This window comes from Mesorhizobium sp. B264B1B (assembly GCF_020165765.1).
GTDB lineage: Bacteria > Pseudomonadota > Alphaproteobacteria > Rhizobiales > Rhizobiaceae > Mesorhizobium.
This window is the reverse complement of the sequence record NZ_JAIUIS010000005.1, coordinates 161,929-176,801: the sequence shown is the minus strand read 5'-3', so window position 1 is coordinate 176,801 and position 14,873 is coordinate 161,929. Positions and strand designations below refer to the sequence as shown.

Genomic DNA, 14,873 nt, shown 5'->3' with positions numbered 1-14,873 from the left:
TCGTCGTAAAGTCCCGGCCACTGCCTGGTGCCCGCCGCGAGCGGGAGAATCGGGAACACGGTTTGATACCGTGGCGTGCCCAACGCTGTAAGGGGGACCGCGCCGGTAAATGCCACTGTCGATGACGGGAAGGCGCCGGATGCGGGTTGATCCCGAGCCAGAAGACCGGCCTGGCAGGCATCGTCATCCGCATGGTCAGGCGGACGGCAGTTGATTGCAATCGCAAGGGGACAAGCGATGCCGGACAATATGACCATCCCCGTGGGTGACGGATTCGACCAGATGGCGCGCGATGCGGTCTACCGCGCCATGTTCACGCGGCGCGATGTTCGCAGCCATTTTACATCAGAGGCCGTCGACGACGAGGTCTTGGCGCGGCTGCTGCTTGCCGCCCATCACGCGCCATCGGTCGGCTTCATGCAGCCATGGAATTTCATCGTCATTCGTGGCACCGAACGACGGGAACAGGTGCGCGACCTGTTCCTCGCGGCGCGCGAGCAGGAATTGCCGGCGATCGAGGAAGAGCGGCGGGCGCTCTACCGCAAGCTCAAGCTGGAAGGCATCTGCGAAAGCGCGCTCAATATCTGTATCACCTGCGACCGCCGACGCTCACAGGGTTCGCCGCTGGGACGCTGGCACAATCCCGAGATGGATCTCTACAGCACGGTCTGCGCGGTGCAGAATTTCTGGCTGGCGGCGCGCGCCGAAGGCGTCGGCGTCGGCTGGGTCAGCATTATCGAGGCGCAGGCGTTGAAAGACCTTCTGTCGATTCCCGGGCATGTGACGCCGGTGGCCTATCTCTGTGTCGGCCGTGTCTCGGAGTTCGCGCCGAAACCGGACCTCGAAACACATGGCTGGGGGCGGCGGCTGCCGCTGCCCGAGCTGATCATGAGCGAGACGTTTTGCGGACAGGGCGAAGTTCCGCTCAAATCAACGATCGCACGCCTCAAGGCGGCAACATGCGAAAAGTCTGACAAACCCTTGATTTGATTGCCGATATGGCATGCGCAGCGCGCTGCCGGCGGCCTGCCGTCGTCAGGCGGCTCCGGCATCCTTCCTCAACAATCCTTCGAGCAGTTGCTTGAATGCCGCCACCACGGTCTTCGACGTCGCTTCCGGGTCGTTCGAATTGGCGATCCGCTGCGCCGCCTGGCTGCTCGCCCCGTTGATCAGCCGTGCCGCGGTCTCGGGGTCTACGCCCGGGACAACCACCCCGTCGCCCTGCAGCGTCGTCAGGTGATCGGTCATCGACGCGACGCAGGCATTGGCGTTCGGCCATTGCGCGGGATCCCCCAGCACGGCCGGACCGTCCCGAAACATGATGCGCTGGATTTCCGGCTCCAGCGCCATTTCGATGTAGCTCGTGCATTCGTCGACGAAGCTTTGCCAGCGGGTCGGTGCTTTCGCTGCAACCTCATTCACCCGTGCCGCCATCTCGGCGTCTATCTCGGCGATAACCGCCTGCAAAAGCCCCTTCTTGTCCCCGAAATGATGATAGAGCGCACCGCGCGTCAGCCCGGCCGATGCGGTGAAATCATCCATCGATGCCTCGGCATAACCGATCGTTCCGAACGCATGCCGGGCCGCGGCAATCAATTTGGCGCGCGTTTCGGCGATCATTTCCCTGCGGGGCTTGTGCATCTCTTCTGGCCTTATCCACATACGTCACGTATGCCAATTGACATACGCGACGTATGATCTATTTAGTATTCATACGCATCGTATGTAATTTCCGAATCGCCTTTTGTCGAGGAACGGACCATGCAGAACCCCTATTCCGAGATCTTTCGAGCCCCTGGCGCCAAGGGCTTTGCCGCTGCAGGCTTCATGGCGCGCCTGCCGGTCGCCATGGCGCCGATCGGCATCGTGGCGATGCTGTCGCAGACGCGTGGCGAATACTGGCTGGCGGGTGCCGTCTCGGCGACATTCGCGCTGGCCAACGCTTTCCTGGCGCCGCAGATCTCCAGGCTGGTCGACCGCCTCGGCCAGACATGGATCGTCGTGCCCACCACCATCATCTCCGTGCTGGCATTCCTGCTGCTGATTGCGTCGGCCAATCAGGATTGGCCGGTATGGACAATGTTCGTGTCGGCGCTGCTGGCAGCGGCCATGCCCAGCATGCCGGCAATGGTGCGCGCGCGCTGGACCGAGCTTTTTCGCGGCCGGCCGGAGATGAACACCGCCTTCGCCTTCGAATCGGCGGCCGACGAACTGGTCTATATCGCCGGCGCGTCGCTGTCGGTGGGCCTCAGTGCGGCGCTGTTTCCGGAAGCAGGCATGCTGGCGAGCACGTTGTTTCTCGCTTTGGGCTCGATAGCATTCATCCTGCAGCGATCGACCGAGCCGAAAGTGCGGCCGGTGGACCATGGTTCGACTGGCTCGGCAATCCGCCTGCGGCCGGTACAGATCATCACCTTCGCCCTAATCTTCATCGGCGCGACCTTCGCGACGACGGAAGTGAGCACCGTGGCGATCACCAACGAGTTCGGCCAAGCCGGTGCCGCAAGCCTGGTGATCGGCGTCTATGCGCTGGGATCGTTCGTGTTGGGCATCGTGGTCGGCGCGCTCAACCTCAAGACGCCGCTACAGCGCCAGCTGACCGTCGCGGTCGCCATCATCGCAGTCAGCACGATTTTGCCGCTCACCGCCGACAGCGTGCCGATTTTGGCGCTGACCGTCTTCATCAGCGGCGTGGCGATCTCGCCGACTTTCATCACGGCATTCGGCCTGATCGAACGGCATGTGCCGGAAGCGATGCTGACCGAGGGCATTACCTGGGTGACAACGGGAATCGGCATCGGCATGGCGCTGGGCTCTTTCGCCGCCGGCGCGGTGGTGGATGCGTTCGGCGCCCAGAACGGGTTCTGGGTCTCGGTGGTCGCGGGCGGCATCGCGCTGGTCACGGTGCTGCTCGGCCAGCGCAGTCTTGCCACTCACAAATGCGAGTTGGATGGGTGTGAAGCGGCCGTCGCTGCCGCGGAATGAACCATGACGCGTCCGGTTCAGCGGATCGGACGCTATTGCCGCCGTCGAACCTAGAGAATCTCGGTCTTGGCGATGTGGATGCCAAAACCTTCGAGGCCGACATAGTGGCGCTCGCGCGAGGCGATCAAATTGATCGAGGAAATGCCGAGATCCTTCAGGATCTGAGCACCGAGCCCGATCTCGCGCCATTCATTCTCGCGGCGGCGCGCCTCTTCGTGGTCCTCCCGGTCGCCGCTCGCCGGCCGGTTGCGCTCCTGGTGGGCGACACCGACCGAGCCCTCGCGCAGATAGACGATGACGCCGCGCTTGCGCTCGCCCATCGCCTTCATGATGGCGTCCAGCCGGTGGCTGGTGCCGAAGACGTCGGTCACCACGTCCTCGGAGTGCAGACGCACAGGCACCTCTTCTCCGTCGCGGATGTCGCCGAAGACGACGGCGACATGGTGCATGGAATCCCACGGCAGCGTGTAGGTGAAGACCTGCGCCTTGCCGCCGAGCGTGTCGATCTCGGAGCACGCCACGCGTTCGACCAGCGTTTCCTTGCGTTGCCGGTAAGCAATGAGGTCGGCGACAGAAACCTGCTTGAGGCCGTGCTCCTCGGCAAAAGCCGCGACCTGCGGGCCGCGCTTGACGGTGCCGTCATCATTGACCAGTTCCGAGATCACGCCGATCGGCGGCAGGCCGGCGAGCTTGCACAGATCGACGGCCGCCTCGGTATGGCCCGAACGCATCAGCACGCCGCCTTCGCGCGCGATGAGCGGGAAGATGTGGCCGGGGCGGACGAAATCGGAGGCGCCGACATTGCCGTTGGCGAGATTGCGCACGGTCAGCGTGCGGTCGTCGGCCGAAATGCCTGTCGTGGTACCATGCTTGAAATCGACGCTGACGGTGAAGGCGGTGGTGTGCGCCGAATCATTGTCGGCGACCATCGGCGCAAGGTTGAGGCGCTTGGCCTCCTCGCGCGGCATCGGCGTGCAGACGATGCCCGAAGTGTTGCGCACAATGAAGGCCATCTTTTCCGGCGTGCAATGGACGGCGGCGACGATCAGGTCGCCCTCGTTCTCGCGCCCGTCATCATCCATGACGACGACGATCTCGCCGCGCTCGAAGGCCCGGATTGCTTCGACGATCTTCTTCTGGTCGTAAGACATGGAATGCTCGCTTCGCTCGCAAGGGAGTAGGGGAATAGGGCAGTAAGGGAGTAAGGGAAAGGAAAAATTGCTCGTCTCGCGGGCAGCTTAACAGACTGCCCTACTGCCCTACTGCCCTACTGCCTTCCTTGCCTGTCTGTCCTCGGTGCCGCAGATAATGGTCGGCGATTGCGCAGGCAACCATCGCCTCGCCGATCGGTACGGCGCGAATGCCCACACACGGATCATGGCGACCCTTGGTCATCACTTCGACGTCGTTGCCGTCCTTGTCGATCGACTTCCGGGGCGTCAGGATTGAAGACGTCGGCTTGACGGCGAAGCGGGCGATGATCGCCTGGCCGGTCGAGATGCCGCCAAGGATGCCGCCGGCATTGTTGGACAGGAACACCGGCTGGCCGTCATTGCCGATGCGCATCTCGTCGGCATTCTGTTCGCCGGTGATGCGGGCGGCCTCGAAGCCGTTGCCGATCTCGACGCCCTTGACGGCGTTGATCGACATCAGGCCTGACGCGATATCCTGGTCGAGCTTTGCGTAGATCGGCGCGCCGAGGCCGGCCGGAACGCCGTCGGCGACGATCTCGATCACGGCGCCGACGGAGGAACCCGCCTTGCGGATGCCGTCGAGATAGCTCGTGAAAACGGGAACGGACGCCGGATCCGGCGTGAAGAACGGATTGTCCGCGTCGCCAATGAAATTCCAGTTCCAGTTGGCGCGGTCGATCGACTTCTCGCCCATCGATACCAGTGCACCGCGCACCACCATGCCCGGCACGACCTTGCGGGCGAGGGCTCCGGCAGCGACCCGAGCCGCGGTCTCGCGCGCCGAGGATCGGCCGCCGCCGCGATAGTCGCGCACGCCGTATTTGACGTCATAGGTGTAGTCCGCATGGCCCGGCCTGTACTGGCGGGCGATCTCTCCATAGTCCTTCGAGCGCTGGTCGACATTCTCGATCAGCATGGAGATCGGCGTACCTGTCGCGATCATCGTCTCGCCGTCATCGTCAAGGATGAAGCCCGACAGCACCTTCACTTCGTCAGGCTCACGGCGCTGCGTGACGAAGCGCGACTGGCCGGGCCGGCGCTTGTCGAGTTCGGCCTGGATTTCGTCACGCGTGAAGCGGATGCCGGGTGGGCAGCCGTCGACCACGCAGCCCAATGCGGCCCCATGGCTTTCGCCCCAGGTGGTGACGCGGAAAAGATGGCCGAACGTGTTGTGAGACATCGCAAAGTGCCTTGCCCGGCATCGGAGCCGACTGAAGCCTGCCTTCTATTGGCGTTTTCCACAGGGGTCAAACCGTGATCTACGGATTTAGTTTTGACACATTCGATTGGTTTCTGCTCTGCTCCATTCGCCGTTGAGGATCCGCCGCTACCCATGCCGGCGCAATACCAAAGAGGACGATGATGCGTACCCTGATTGGCGCTGTTGCCGCCACATTCCTGCTTTGCACCGCCGCTTTCGCCGGGCAGACCGAAGGCCTGATCAAGAAGATCGACAAGGACGCGCTGACCCTGACGCTGGACGACGGCAAATCCTACAAGCTGAACGCGGAAACCGATCTCGACGCGCTGAAGCCCGGCATGGACATCGTCATCGCCTATGACGTAACCAACGGCGAAAACGTCGTCACCGATATGCAGTTGCCGGACAGCGACTCCAACTAGGCTTCCAATGCAAATCGGCCGTTCGGCGTTTGTTGAGCCGTTGCAGCCGTTTTATGCACCTGCAACCGACAGCCTGCATGAGCCTTCCTGGATCGTGCCAGGTGCCTAAAGCCACCCCAGGCTGTCGCCTTCCAGCTTGAGCACGCGGTCCTGCGGTATCGCCAGCTTCGCCGCATCATCCTCGGCCATGTCAAGCACGAAGCGAAACAAGGTGCGCATGACGCCGCCATGCGTCACGCAGACTGTCTGGCGCTCGAGCGCGTCGAACCACGGCTTTACCCGTTCGAGCAGCATCTGGTAGCTCTCGGCATCTTTGCCCGGCGGCTGAAAGTTCCATTTGTCCAGCGCACGCGTCCTGCTCGCACCCGGAAATTGCGTCTCCAGCTCGGCAAAGGTGAAACCCTGCCAGTCGCCGAAATTCACTTCAACAAGGCGGGGGTCGGTCCCATAGGCAGCCGGGTCGAGCTTCATGGCGGCGCGAATGCGCTCCATGGTCTCGCGCGTGCGCCGCATCGGGCTGGCGACGAAATCGAACTCTGCGGGATTGGAGATCAGGTCAGCCAGCCGATGCCCGTTTGCGCTCGCCTGCTCGCGGCCGAGCGCGTTGATGTCGGTATCGGCCTGCCCCTGAAGCCGGAATTCGGCGTTCCACGCGGTCTGGCCGTGGCGCACGATATAAACCAGCGGGTACATCAGGTCTTCCGGAGGTCGGGCCAGGGCCTGGGCGGAGGATAGGCGGAGGAGTTAATCCTTGACTGTCGAAATGTCAGGTGCGTCGACCGCCTTCATGCCGACGACGTGATAGCCGGAATCGACATGATGCACTTCGCCGGTGACGCCGCGCGACAGGTCGGACAGGAAATAGACGCCGGAATCGCCGACCTCTTCCTGGGTGACCGTCTGCTTCAGCGGCGAATTGTACTCGTTCCACTTCAGGATGTAGCGGAAGTCACCAATGCCGGAAGCGGCCAGCGTCTTGATCGGGCCCGCCGAGATCGCGTTGACGCGGATCTTCTTGGCGCCGAGATCGACGGCGAGGTAACGCACGCTGGCCTCGAGTGCGGCCTTGGCGACGCCCATGACGTTGTAATGCGGCATCACCTTTTCGGCGCCGTAATAGGTCAGCGTCAAAAGCGAACCGCCATCGGTCATCAGCGCCTCGGCGCGCTTGGCGATGGTGGTGAAGGAATAGACCGAAATATCCATCGTGCGCAGGAAATTATCGCGCGTCGTCTCGACATAGCGGCCGGTCAGTTCGTCCTTGTCGGAAAAAGCGATGGCATGGACGAGGAAGTCGAGCTTGCCCCAATGATTGGCGACATTGGCGAAAACCTCGTCGAGGCTCGCCGGATCGGTCACATCGCAATGGCCGGCGACAAAGGCGCCGAGTTCCGCAGCCAGTGGCTCGACCCGCTTCTTGAACGCTTCACCCTGATAGGTCAGCGCGATCTCGGCGCCGTGGTCGACGCATGCCTTGGCGATGCCGTAGGCAATCGACCTGTTGTTGGCGACGCCGAGGATCAGGCCGCGTTTGCCGGCCATCAGGCCCTGTCCACCCGCCATATGCGTGCTCTCCGCAAGATTTCTTATTTGTGGAGAGCCCTATCGCACAGGCACAGAGCCCCTTCAAGCGCTCAAACGGGACAGTTCGGGGACAAGAGCCGCCAATCAGCCTTTTTGGCTGCGCAACAGCCCTTCGAGCGCGCTGTCGCCGCCTTCTGGCAGCATGATGCGCACATGGGCGTAGAGATCACCGTGGCCGCCGGCCTTTTCCGGCAGGCCCCTGCCCTTCAGGCGCAGGACCTTGTCCGAACTCGACCAGGCGGGAACGTTGACCGCGAGCTTGCCGGTCGGCGTTTCGACGGCCACCTTGGCGCCAAGCACGGCATCGGCCAGCCCCACCGGCAAATCGGCATGCAGGTCGCGGCCCTCCAGGCGGTAGCGCGGATGCCGGCGGAAGCGGATCTTGACCAACGCGTCGCCGGGCTGGCCCGGCCCTTGCTCGCCCTGCCCCTTCAGCCGGATGGTCTGCCCGTCCTCGACATAGGCCGGCAGCTTGACCGCCACCTTGCGGCCGTCAGGGAACATCGCCGTGACCTTTTCAGCGTTCGCCGCTTCCTCGATGGTAATGTCGAGCGTGACATTGAGGTCGGCGGCGGTTGCCGGCTGGCGGCGGTCACCCATTCCTGCCCCGCTTTGGCCGGGGCCGCGCGAGCCGGAGAAGACGTCGCCAAAAATCTGGCTGAAGATATCGCTGTTGCCATCGAACGGATCGCCGCCAGGGCGTCCGGAGCGGAACTCGAATCGCGAACCGCCGGCTCCCTGCTGCTGGCGGCGAAAACCGCCGAAGGGGTCACCGCCACCGGGGGCGCCCTCGAAGCCCTGGAAACGCGGCTTGCCGTCGGCGTCGATCTCGCCGCGATCGAAAGCGGCACGGGTCTTCTCGTCGCCGACGATCTCATAGGCCTGATTGGCCGCGGCAAAACGGTCCTTCGCCTTGGGATCATTCGGATTCTGGTCCGGATGATGCTTCTTGGCGAGTTTGCGGTACGCCGATTTTATGTCCTTGGCCGATGCGTTCTTTGCAACGCCCAGCACCTCATAGGGGTCGCGCATGCTTCCTGCCCTGGAGAAAGAGTGAGTCCATAGTCGCCTCTTATATGCGCTCGCATAGGAAGAAATTCCAGTGCTGGACGTTATTTCAGAGGTGGAAGATCAAAGCGCCCTGAAGTCCTGCATACGCCAGCCGCCGGCGCTGGCCAGGCAAAGTTCGCCCGCGAACATGGCAACGCCGTCAAAGCTTTCGCGCGAAGCCTTGAAGCGGCGGCAGGTCTGACCCCCGTCCTTCAATTCCGCCAGTTCGGTGATGGAGCCGCGCGAACCCGTACCGGCATTGGCCCACGGCACGGCTTGACCGCCGAGCTGCTCGATGTCGGCGGAGGACACCGCGTTGCCGATCGTCGTCTGGTCGGAATCGCGGTCCGAATCGGCCGATGCGGCTGGAGCCGAAATGCTGCCGGTCAGGATCGAGCGATCGACCTCGGCTTTTTGCAGGCTGAAGCCGCCCGCGCCACATGCGGCAAGCGGCAAGGCAATCATCACGATCGCGGCTTTGGCGCTGGCTGAAGCAAATAGGCTGCCTTGCCTGCTGTCAAAAGCTTGCGCGATACGCGACAATCGGCAACCTCCCCTGTTTGATGAAAATTTGAGAAAAACTATGAGTGAGACTGAGTTAACAAGCGGTGACTTTACCGAGGCCGCCGAGCCGTTTCGCCTTTTTGCCGCATGGCTGGACGACGCCACCAAAAGCGAAATGAACGACCCCAACGGCGTGGCGTTGGCAACCGTCGATGCCGAGGGCATGCCGGATGTGCGGATGGTGCTGCTCAAGGGCTTCGATGAGAGCGGCTTTGTGTTCTACACGAATTTCGAAAGCGCCAAGGGCCGGGAGATCCTAGGCAGCATGAAGGCGGCGATGTGCTTCCACTGGAAATCGCTGCGCCGCCAGGTGCGCGTGCGCGGGCCGGTGGAGATCGTCAGCGATGCCGAGGCCGACGCCTATTACGCGACACGGCCGCGCGGCAGCCGCATCGGCGCCTGGGCCTCGAAACAGTCGCGGCCGCTGGAAAGCCGGTTCGCGCTGGAAAAGGCGGTGGCCGAATACACGGCCCGCTACGCCATCGGCGAGATTCCGCGCCCAAAACACTGGTCGGGTTTCCGCATCGTGCCGAAGACGATCGAGTTCTGGCACGACAGGCCGTTTCGGCTGCATGACCGCGTGGTGTTTTCGCGCAATGCCGGGGGCGGTTGGGAGAAGACGCGGCTTTATCCCTGAGTTTGTAAACTAGCGCCGACATCCTCACTGCGCCTAGCCCGGGCTGGCCAGTGGCGACCGAGGCACGCGGGATAGGTCGGCGCTCCACCCCACCCGACCCTGCGGGCCGACCTCCCCATCTAAGGGAGGCGGGGGCCGAACTATTTTTTTCTGGTCATGAATGCCGTCAGTGCAGCGCGGGCTTCGTCCGATTTCAGCCGCTCGCGAAAATGCTCGCTTTCCACGTTGATGCGGGCGACGAGGTCCTCGCGAGAGCCGCGCATCAGGTCGCGCGCGATCCTGAGCGCCTGCGGCGGCTTGGCGGCGATCTGGCCGGCGGCCGCCAGAACCGACGCCTCCAGCGCTCCTTCCTCGACAACTTCGTAGATCAGACCAGCGGCCTTGGCGCGTTCGGCCGAGAAGCCTTCGCCAAGGCCGAGCAGCGCGAACGCGCCCTGCTGGCCCAGGATGCGCGGCGCCAGCAGGCTCGATCCCGCTTCGGGCACAAGGCCGAGGTCGACGAAGGGTGTCCTGAACACGGTGCGCGGCGTGGCGAAGGTCAGGTCGCAGTGCAAATTGAGCGTGGTGCCGATGCCGACCGCGATGCCGTCGACACCGGAGACGATGGGTTTTGCGACCCTGGCCAGCGCCATCAGGAAATCCCAGACTTCCGTGCCGCCTTCGCCGCCAGTGGCGACGACCATGAAATCGGCGAGGTCGTTGCCGGAGGAGAAGGCACCGGGCACGCCGAGAAAGACATGGACGCGAATTGCCGGATCCGCATCCCCTTCGGCCAAGGTTTGCGACATCTTGGCGTACATGGCGCGCGTCAGCGCGTTCTTCTTGTCCGGGCGGTTTATGCGGATGATCTGCATGGCGCCCTGGCGCTCGACGAGGATATGGTCTGTCACGGTTCTTTCCTTGTGAACGTCAGGCGGAAATCAATGTCCTGCCGGCAGCGGCGAGGCTTGCGGCGCCGTCGACAACGCGCTCCTTCAAGGCACTTGTCTCGCCGAGCAGGTTTTCGGCGAAAAAGCGGCAAAGGGCGACGCGGCCGTGATCGGCAAGGGCGCCCCGCGCCAAGTAGGCGCCGCCGGCTGCAAGCGAGACCAGCCGGAGATAGGGTGTCGCGCCGGCAAGCGCCTCGCCAGTCCGGCCATCGGCCGACAGTCTTTGCAGGAAACATGTCGCTTGCGTCAGATCGTCGAGCCCGCGGTCGAGAGCATCGGCCGTATGGCCAAACCCTTCGAGATTCGATGTCCGCACGGCGCTGGCGACAGCGGCAAGCTCGGCGATGAAGCCGTGCACATGCTCGCCGCCGCCGAGCGGCAGTTTTCGGGTCACCAGATCGATCGCCTGGATGCCGTTGGTGCCCTCGTAGATCGGCGCGATGCGGGCGTCGCGATAGAGTGCCGCAGCCCCCGTCTCCTCGATGAAACCCATGCCGCCATGGACCTGGACGCCAAGCGAGGCGACCTCGACGCCGATATCGGTCGAAAAAGCCTTGGCAAGCGGCGTCAACAGGTTGGCCCGGTCGCGCCAATGCGCCGCCTGGTCACCAGACGATACGCGCGCCAGGTCGATGGCATGGGCACAGGAATAGCTGATCGCCCGCGCGATCTGCGTCAGCGCCTTCATGGTCAGGAGATTGCGCTGCACGTCGGGGTGATGGACGATCGGCGCCATGCCGGCGCCGGCGTAATCCGCCGCCTTGCCCTGGCGGCGCTCATTGGCATAGGCGATCGCCTTCTGGGTCGCGGCTTCCGCGACCGCCACGCCCTGCATCCCGACGGCGAGGCGGGCATTGTTCATCATGGTGAACATGCAGGCCAGCCCCTTGTTCTCCTCGCCGATCAGCCATCCGATGGCGCCGGGCTTGGCGCCCTGAAAACCGTCGCCATAGATCATGGTGCAGGTCGGCGAGGCATGGATGCCGAGCTTGTGCTCGAGGCCCGAACAGAAGACGTCGTTGCGTGCGCCAGGCGAGCCGTCCGCGCCGACCAGGAATTTCGGCACCAGGAAGAGCGAGATGCCGCGCGTGCCCGCAGGCGCGTCAGGCAGCCGCGCCAGTACCAGATGGACGATATTGTCGGTGAGATCATGCTCGCCATAGGTGATGAATATCTTCTGGCCGAAGATGCGGTAGGTGCCGTCGCGGGCCGGTTCGGCGCGCGTGCGCAAGGCAGCGAGGTCCGAGCCGGCCTGCGGCTCAGTCAGATTCATCGTGCCCATCCACTCGCCGGAGACGAGCTTTGCGAGATACTTGGCCTTGAGCTCTTCCGAAGCGTGCTTGTCGAGCGCCTCGACCGCACCCATGGTCAGCGTCGGGCCAATGCCGAAGGCCATGGCGGCGGAATTCCACATTTCGAGCGCGGCGACGCCGGGCATGGTCGGAAGCGCCTGCCCGCCATATCCTTCCGGGCCGGAGAGCGCGTTCCAGCCGCCGTCGATCCAGCGGCGATAAAGTTCCTTCCAGCCCGGCGGCATGGTCACTGCGGCGTCCTTCAGCACCGCGCCGTGCTCGTCGCCGATCTTGTAGAGCGGAGCGACCTCTTCGGTGGCGAAGCGGCCGGCCTCGCTAAGAACGGCGTCGACGAGATCCTCGCCGAGATCGCCGAACGTGCCGTCATCGAGGGCAGGCTTCAGGCCGGCCACATGCTTGAGGGTGAACGCGATGTCCTCGACCGGTGCCAGATACATGCCGCTCGCTCCTCCTGATGCATCGGCCAGGCTGATCCTAGGATCTGAGTGGGACCTGCTTGCCACACACCGTATTCGCCTTTGGGCGATCGCCCATCTTCTTTTTACGTAAACGTCAAATTTTGTCACGCTGATTTTGCAATCGCGCCGGCTCGTATTAAATGCGATGGACGCCGGGTCAAAATCGACCGGCAACAGACCAGAACCAGCCGACTGGAAACCAACTCATGCTTGCCAGACCTGACGCCTACCGTTGTATCGAGTGCGGCCTGCCCTACCGGGCGGCGGGGTTCTCATATTATCACGGTGAATTGGAAAACGGCGCCGCCTATTGGTCGGATCGCGGTATATTGTGCTCGCCGAAATGCTCGATCGCCCATCATCGCAAACGCGCGGCCGAAGGCACGCTGCCGCAACAGCCCGCGCCGGATCCGTTTGAAGTTCAGCCATTCGGCCGCGCTGACCGTCGCACTTGATATGTATTCCCGTACATACCGTGCTAGAGGTGATCGAAATGACAAACCAACTGACCCGTACCTCCCGTCTCGAAGCTCGGATATCCCCGGATATGCTGAGTGTGATGAAACGTGCCGCCGAAATCCAGGGCCGCAGCGTCAGCGACTTCCTGGTCTCCGCAGCGCAGGAAGCTGCACAACGCACCATTGAGGAGATCGCTATCATCCGCCTGTCCATCGAGGATCAGCTCGCTCTGGTAGAGGCCATTCTCAATCCGCCCGAACCTAATGAAGCGCTGCGCAAAGCCGCCGACGCCTACAAGCGAGTTGTCGTCGAATCCCGGTGAGTCTAGGCTTGATCATCGAGCCGCTGGGCGGATCGTATGATCGTAAGACATTCAGCTGTGGCGTGCTGGCACTCGACCAATATCTACACGAGCTGGCAAGCCAGGACGTCAAACGCCGAGTTAGAAACTGCTTTGTCGCCGCGGACCGTGATGTCGATCTCATTGCCGGATACTACACTCTTGCAGCGTCAAGTGTGCCCATCACTTCTCTGCCGGAAGACCTGACAAGACGCCTACCGCGTTACCCGGTCCTGCCCGCCATATTGATCGGAAGGTTGGCAGTCGATACCCGATATCAGGGACAAAGAGTAGGATCGATACTGATCGTGGATGCACTTCGGCGCTGCGCCCAAGCTGCTCCTGCTTCCTTCGCACTGATCGTCGACGCAAAGGACGACAAGGCCGCCGCCTTCTATTGCAAATATGGTTTCAGGCCATTTCAAGACCGGCGGTTGTCGCTGTTCCTATCGGTAGCGACGGCGTTGAAGCTGTTCGGCTGACGGACCGCATTGCCTTGAAAGCGAATCCTTAACCATAGCGGTCCAGGATTTGCCTTTGATCAACGGGGATTCCTGTTTGAAGAGAACGGCGCATCTTCTTCGCCGCCCAGCGATCGCTCTCGCGGCGATGATGGCGCTGACAACGGCGGCAAGGGTCTCGGATTTCTCCGAGCCGTGGAAAAGTGCCGACCGGGCGCTTGTCGTCGATGCTTACGAATACAATTCCATCGACTGGGCGCAGCTTGCCACGGACAAGCGCGTCGTCGGCTTCATCAACAAAGCCTCCGATGGCATGTCGCCGCCCTATTCCTGCTCCGGAGACGATACCGAGGTCAAACTCTGCAAGGCACTGTGGAAACGCCATGCGGTGACGCGCGAACTGTTCCAGACGCGCAAGGTGGTCGCCAAGGCGCTCGGCCTGAAATGGGGCGCCTATCACCTCGCCCGCCCCGGCAATCCGGTCGAGCAGGCCAATAATTTCCTCGATTTCGCCGATCCCGCGCCGGACGACCTCATGGCCCTCGACATCGAAGGCATTGATCCCGCGCAATGGATGTCGCTCGACGACGCCGAGGCGTTCGTGCGCCAGGTGCATCGGCGCATCGGCCGCTTCCCGGTACTCTACACCAATGGCAAGACCGCCCAGTATATCGCCGACAACAGCTACAAATACCGGCTGCTGTCGCGGCTGCCGCTCTGGTACGCGCGCTACAAGCCTGACATCGACGTGCATTTTCCCATCGGCAACTGGCAAGGCTATGCGCTCTGGCAGTTTTCGGCGCAGGCCAATTGCGGCCGCTTCCGGTGCCCCTACAGGGTAGCCGGCACGCCCGACGACATCGACGTCAACGTCGCGCCGACAGATGCCGCCACGCTGCGCCAGCAATGGCCGTTCGGCGGGCTGATCGACGTGCCCGCGGATTATCTCGCCAGCGTACCGGTGCCGCTCTCGCGCGAAGCCGCTTTGGCCGGCAAGACCACCCTCATCTACGCCGATGTGGCGACGCCGCCGAGTTTCGGGGAAATGGTCGCGGTGCTTGGTTCGCGCTGGTCGAAATTCCGCGACGGGTTCCGCATGCCTGTCGTGAAGACGGTGCCGCGGCGGCCGATCTTCGGCATCGTCCAATATGTCTCCTGGAAGCGCACCGGGCAGCGTACCCCAGCGCAACTCGACGCCGCCTTCGCTGCGGCGGCGGACCCGGTGAGCACCGCTTCTACCGAACCCGACCGCGGCAAACGCTGAATTTGTGCGACCG

17 protein-coding genes and 1 riboswitch are annotated in these 14,873 nt (G+C 63.0%); of the genes, 8 read left to right on the top strand and 9 right to left on the bottom strand.

Features of this window, described 5'->3' with window-relative positions; all coding sequences use genetic code 11:
- Positions 1-8 precede the first annotated feature (8 nt).
- A riboswitch (cobalamin riboswitch) is annotated at positions 9-189 on the top strand.
- A 48-nt stretch (positions 190-237) separates the two neighbouring features.
- Positions 238-990, top strand: coding sequence for a 5,6-dimethylbenzimidazole synthase (bluB, locus tag LB547_RS12400; RefSeq protein WP_140564264.1), 753 nt, complete (start codon positions 238-240; stop codon positions 988-990).
- Between the two features lie 45 nt (positions 991-1,035).
- Here the strand turns inward: bluB and LB547_RS12395 are convergent, their stop codons facing one another.
- On the bottom strand, positions 1,036-1,641 hold the full coding sequence (locus LB547_RS12395) for a TetR/AcrR family transcriptional regulator (RefSeq protein ID WP_140498058.1): 606 nt from the start codon (positions 1,639-1,641) through the stop codon (positions 1,036-1,038).
- Between the two features lie 120 nt (positions 1,642-1,761).
- Here LB547_RS12395 and LB547_RS12390 point away from each other — a divergent pair, with 120 nt between their 5' ends.
- Entirely contained in the window at positions 1,762-2,985 is a 1,224-nt protein-coding gene (locus LB547_RS12390) for an MFS transporter (protein ID WP_140564265.1), read from the top strand.
- A gap of 50 nt (positions 2,986-3,035) precedes the next feature.
- Here LB547_RS12390 and ribB read toward each other — a convergent pair whose 3' ends face one another.
- Positions 3,036-4,136 (bottom strand): 3,4-dihydroxy-2-butanone-4-phosphate synthase, encoded by a 1,101-nt coding sequence (gene ribB, locus LB547_RS12385; protein ID WP_140514808.1) that lies wholly within the window; start codon positions 4,134-4,136, stop codon positions 3,036-3,038.
- Between the two features lie 100 nt (positions 4,137-4,236).
- Positions 4,237-5,358 carry a chorismate synthase gene (gene aroC, locus LB547_RS12380; RefSeq protein ID WP_140514806.1) on the bottom strand — a complete coding sequence of 374 codons (1,122 nt, stop codon included), beginning with the start codon at positions 5,356-5,358 and terminating at the stop codon, positions 4,237-4,239.
- Positions 5,359-5,540: 182 nt separating this feature from the next.
- On the opposite strand from aroC, the gene LB547_RS12375 reads away from it, so the two are divergent.
- Entirely contained in the window at positions 5,541-5,801 is a 261-nt protein-coding gene (locus tag LB547_RS12375) for a DUF1344 domain-containing protein (protein ID WP_140551058.1), read from the top strand.
- Positions 5,802-5,906: 105 nt separating this feature from the next.
- Here LB547_RS12375 and LB547_RS12370 read toward each other — a convergent pair whose 3' ends face one another.
- The 4 genes from LB547_RS12370 to LB547_RS12355 all read right to left on the bottom strand — a co-directional run bounded on the left by LB547_RS12370 (position 5,907) and on the right by LB547_RS12355 (position 8,978).
- Positions 5,907-6,494, bottom strand: coding sequence for a histidine phosphatase family protein (locus tag LB547_RS12370; protein WP_140498047.1), 588 nt, complete (start codon positions 6,492-6,494; stop codon positions 5,907-5,909).
- 51 nt (positions 6,495-6,545) lie between these two features.
- Positions 6,546-7,364 (bottom strand): enoyl-ACP reductase FabI, encoded by an 819-nt coding sequence (gene fabI / locus LB547_RS12365; RefSeq protein ID WP_140498045.1) that lies wholly within the window; start codon positions 7,362-7,364, stop codon positions 6,546-6,548.
- A 105-nt stretch (positions 7,365-7,469) separates the two neighbouring features.
- The gene (locus LB547_RS12360; RefSeq protein ID WP_140498043.1) at positions 7,470-8,417 is read right to left on the bottom strand and encodes a DnaJ C-terminal domain-containing protein; all 948 of its coding nucleotides are present in this window, start codon (positions 8,415-8,417) and stop codon (positions 7,470-7,472) included.
- A gap of 99 nt (positions 8,418-8,516) precedes the next feature.
- Positions 8,517-8,978 (bottom strand): RT0821/Lpp0805 family surface protein, encoded by a 462-nt coding sequence (locus tag LB547_RS12355; protein ID WP_140498041.1) that lies wholly within the window; start codon positions 8,976-8,978, stop codon positions 8,517-8,519.
- 40 nt (positions 8,979-9,018) lie between these two features.
- Here LB547_RS12355 and pdxH point away from each other — a divergent pair, with 40 nt between their 5' ends.
- Positions 9,019-9,636 (top strand): pyridoxamine 5'-phosphate oxidase, encoded by a 618-nt coding sequence (pdxH, locus tag LB547_RS12350; RefSeq protein WP_140498039.1) that lies wholly within the window; start codon positions 9,019-9,021, stop codon positions 9,634-9,636.
- Positions 9,637-9,776: 140 nt separating this feature from the next.
- Here pdxH and LB547_RS12345 read toward each other — a convergent pair whose 3' ends face one another.
- Positions 9,777-10,526 (bottom strand): crotonase/enoyl-CoA hydratase family protein, encoded by a 750-nt coding sequence (locus tag LB547_RS12345; RefSeq protein WP_140762426.1) that lies wholly within the window; start codon positions 10,524-10,526, stop codon positions 9,777-9,779.
- Between the two features lie 19 nt (positions 10,527-10,545).
- Complete coding sequence (locus LB547_RS12340) at positions 10,546-12,315, bottom strand: acyl-CoA dehydrogenase (RefSeq protein WP_140762429.1); 1,770 nt, start codon at positions 12,313-12,315, stop codon at positions 10,546-10,548.
- Positions 12,316-12,542: 227 nt separating this feature from the next.
- On the opposite strand from LB547_RS12340, the gene LB547_RS12335 reads away from it, so the two are divergent.
- The 4 genes from LB547_RS12335 (at position 12,543) to LB547_RS12320 (ending at position 14,860) form a co-directional block, all read left to right on the top strand.
- Positions 12,543-12,791, top strand: a complete 249-nt coding sequence (locus LB547_RS12335; protein WP_140514793.1) for a hypothetical protein — start codon at positions 12,543-12,545, stop codon at positions 12,789-12,791.
- Between the two features lie 38 nt (positions 12,792-12,829).
- Entirely contained in the window at positions 12,830-13,117 is a 288-nt protein-coding gene (locus LB547_RS12330; protein WP_140762432.1) for a DUF1778 domain-containing protein, read from the top strand.
- A gap of 8 nt (positions 13,118-13,125) precedes the next feature.
- Positions 13,126-13,617, top strand: a complete 492-nt coding sequence (locus LB547_RS12325) for a GNAT family N-acetyltransferase (RefSeq protein WP_224655918.1) — start codon at positions 13,126-13,128, stop codon at positions 13,615-13,617.
- A gap of 127 nt (positions 13,618-13,744) precedes the next feature.
- The gene (locus tag LB547_RS12320) at positions 13,745-14,860 is read left to right on the top strand and encodes a glycoside hydrolase family 25 protein (protein ID WP_140580949.1); all 1,116 of its coding nucleotides are present in this window, start codon (positions 13,745-13,747) and stop codon (positions 14,858-14,860) included.
- Positions 14,861-14,873: the final 13 nt, after the last annotated feature.

Bases quoted from the DNA above. Each gene is read 5' to 3' on its own strand.
- bluB (WP_140564264.1), top strand. From the start codon at position 238: ATGCCGGACAATATGACCATCCCCGTGGGTGACGGATTCGACCAGATG.
- LB547_RS12395 (WP_140498058.1), bottom strand. From the start codon at position 1,641: ATGCACAAGCCCCGCAGGGAAATGATCGCCGAAACGCGCGCCAAATTG.
- LB547_RS12390 (WP_140564265.1), top strand. From the start codon at position 1,762: ATGCAGAACCCCTATTCCGAGATCTTTCGAGCCCCTGGCGCCAAGGGC.
- ribB (WP_140514808.1), bottom strand. From the start codon at position 4,136: ATGTCTTACGACCAGAAGAAGATCGTCGAAGCAATCCGGGCCTTCGAG.
- aroC (WP_140514806.1), bottom strand. From the start codon at position 5,358: ATGTCTCACAACACGTTCGGCCATCTTTTCCGCGTCACCACCTGGGGC.
- LB547_RS12375 (WP_140551058.1), top strand. From the start codon at position 5,541: ATGCGTACCCTGATTGGCGCTGTTGCCGCCACATTCCTGCTTTGCACC.
- LB547_RS12370 (WP_140498047.1), bottom strand. From the start codon at position 6,494: ATGTACCCGCTGGTTTATATCGTGCGCCACGGCCAGACCGCGTGGAAC.
- fabI (WP_140498045.1), bottom strand. From the start codon at position 7,364: ATGGCGGGTGGACAGGGCCTGATGGCCGGCAAACGCGGCCTGATCCTC.
- LB547_RS12360 (WP_140498043.1), bottom strand. From the start codon at position 8,417: ATGCGCGACCCCTATGAGGTGCTGGGCGTTGCAAAGAACGCATCGGCC.
- pdxH (WP_140498039.1), top strand. From the start codon at position 9,019: ATGAGTGAGACTGAGTTAACAAGCGGTGACTTTACCGAGGCCGCCGAG.
- LB547_RS12340 (WP_140762429.1), bottom strand. From the start codon at position 12,315: ATGTATCTGGCACCGGTCGAGGACATCGCGTTCACCCTCAAGCATGTG.
- LB547_RS12335 (WP_140514793.1), top strand. From the start codon at position 12,543: ATGCTTGCCAGACCTGACGCCTACCGTTGTATCGAGTGCGGCCTGCCC.
- LB547_RS12330 (WP_140762432.1), top strand. From the start codon at position 12,830: ATGACAAACCAACTGACCCGTACCTCCCGTCTCGAAGCTCGGATATCC.
- LB547_RS12320 (WP_140580949.1), top strand. From the start codon at position 13,745: ATGATGGCGCTGACAACGGCGGCAAGGGTCTCGGATTTCTCCGAGCCG.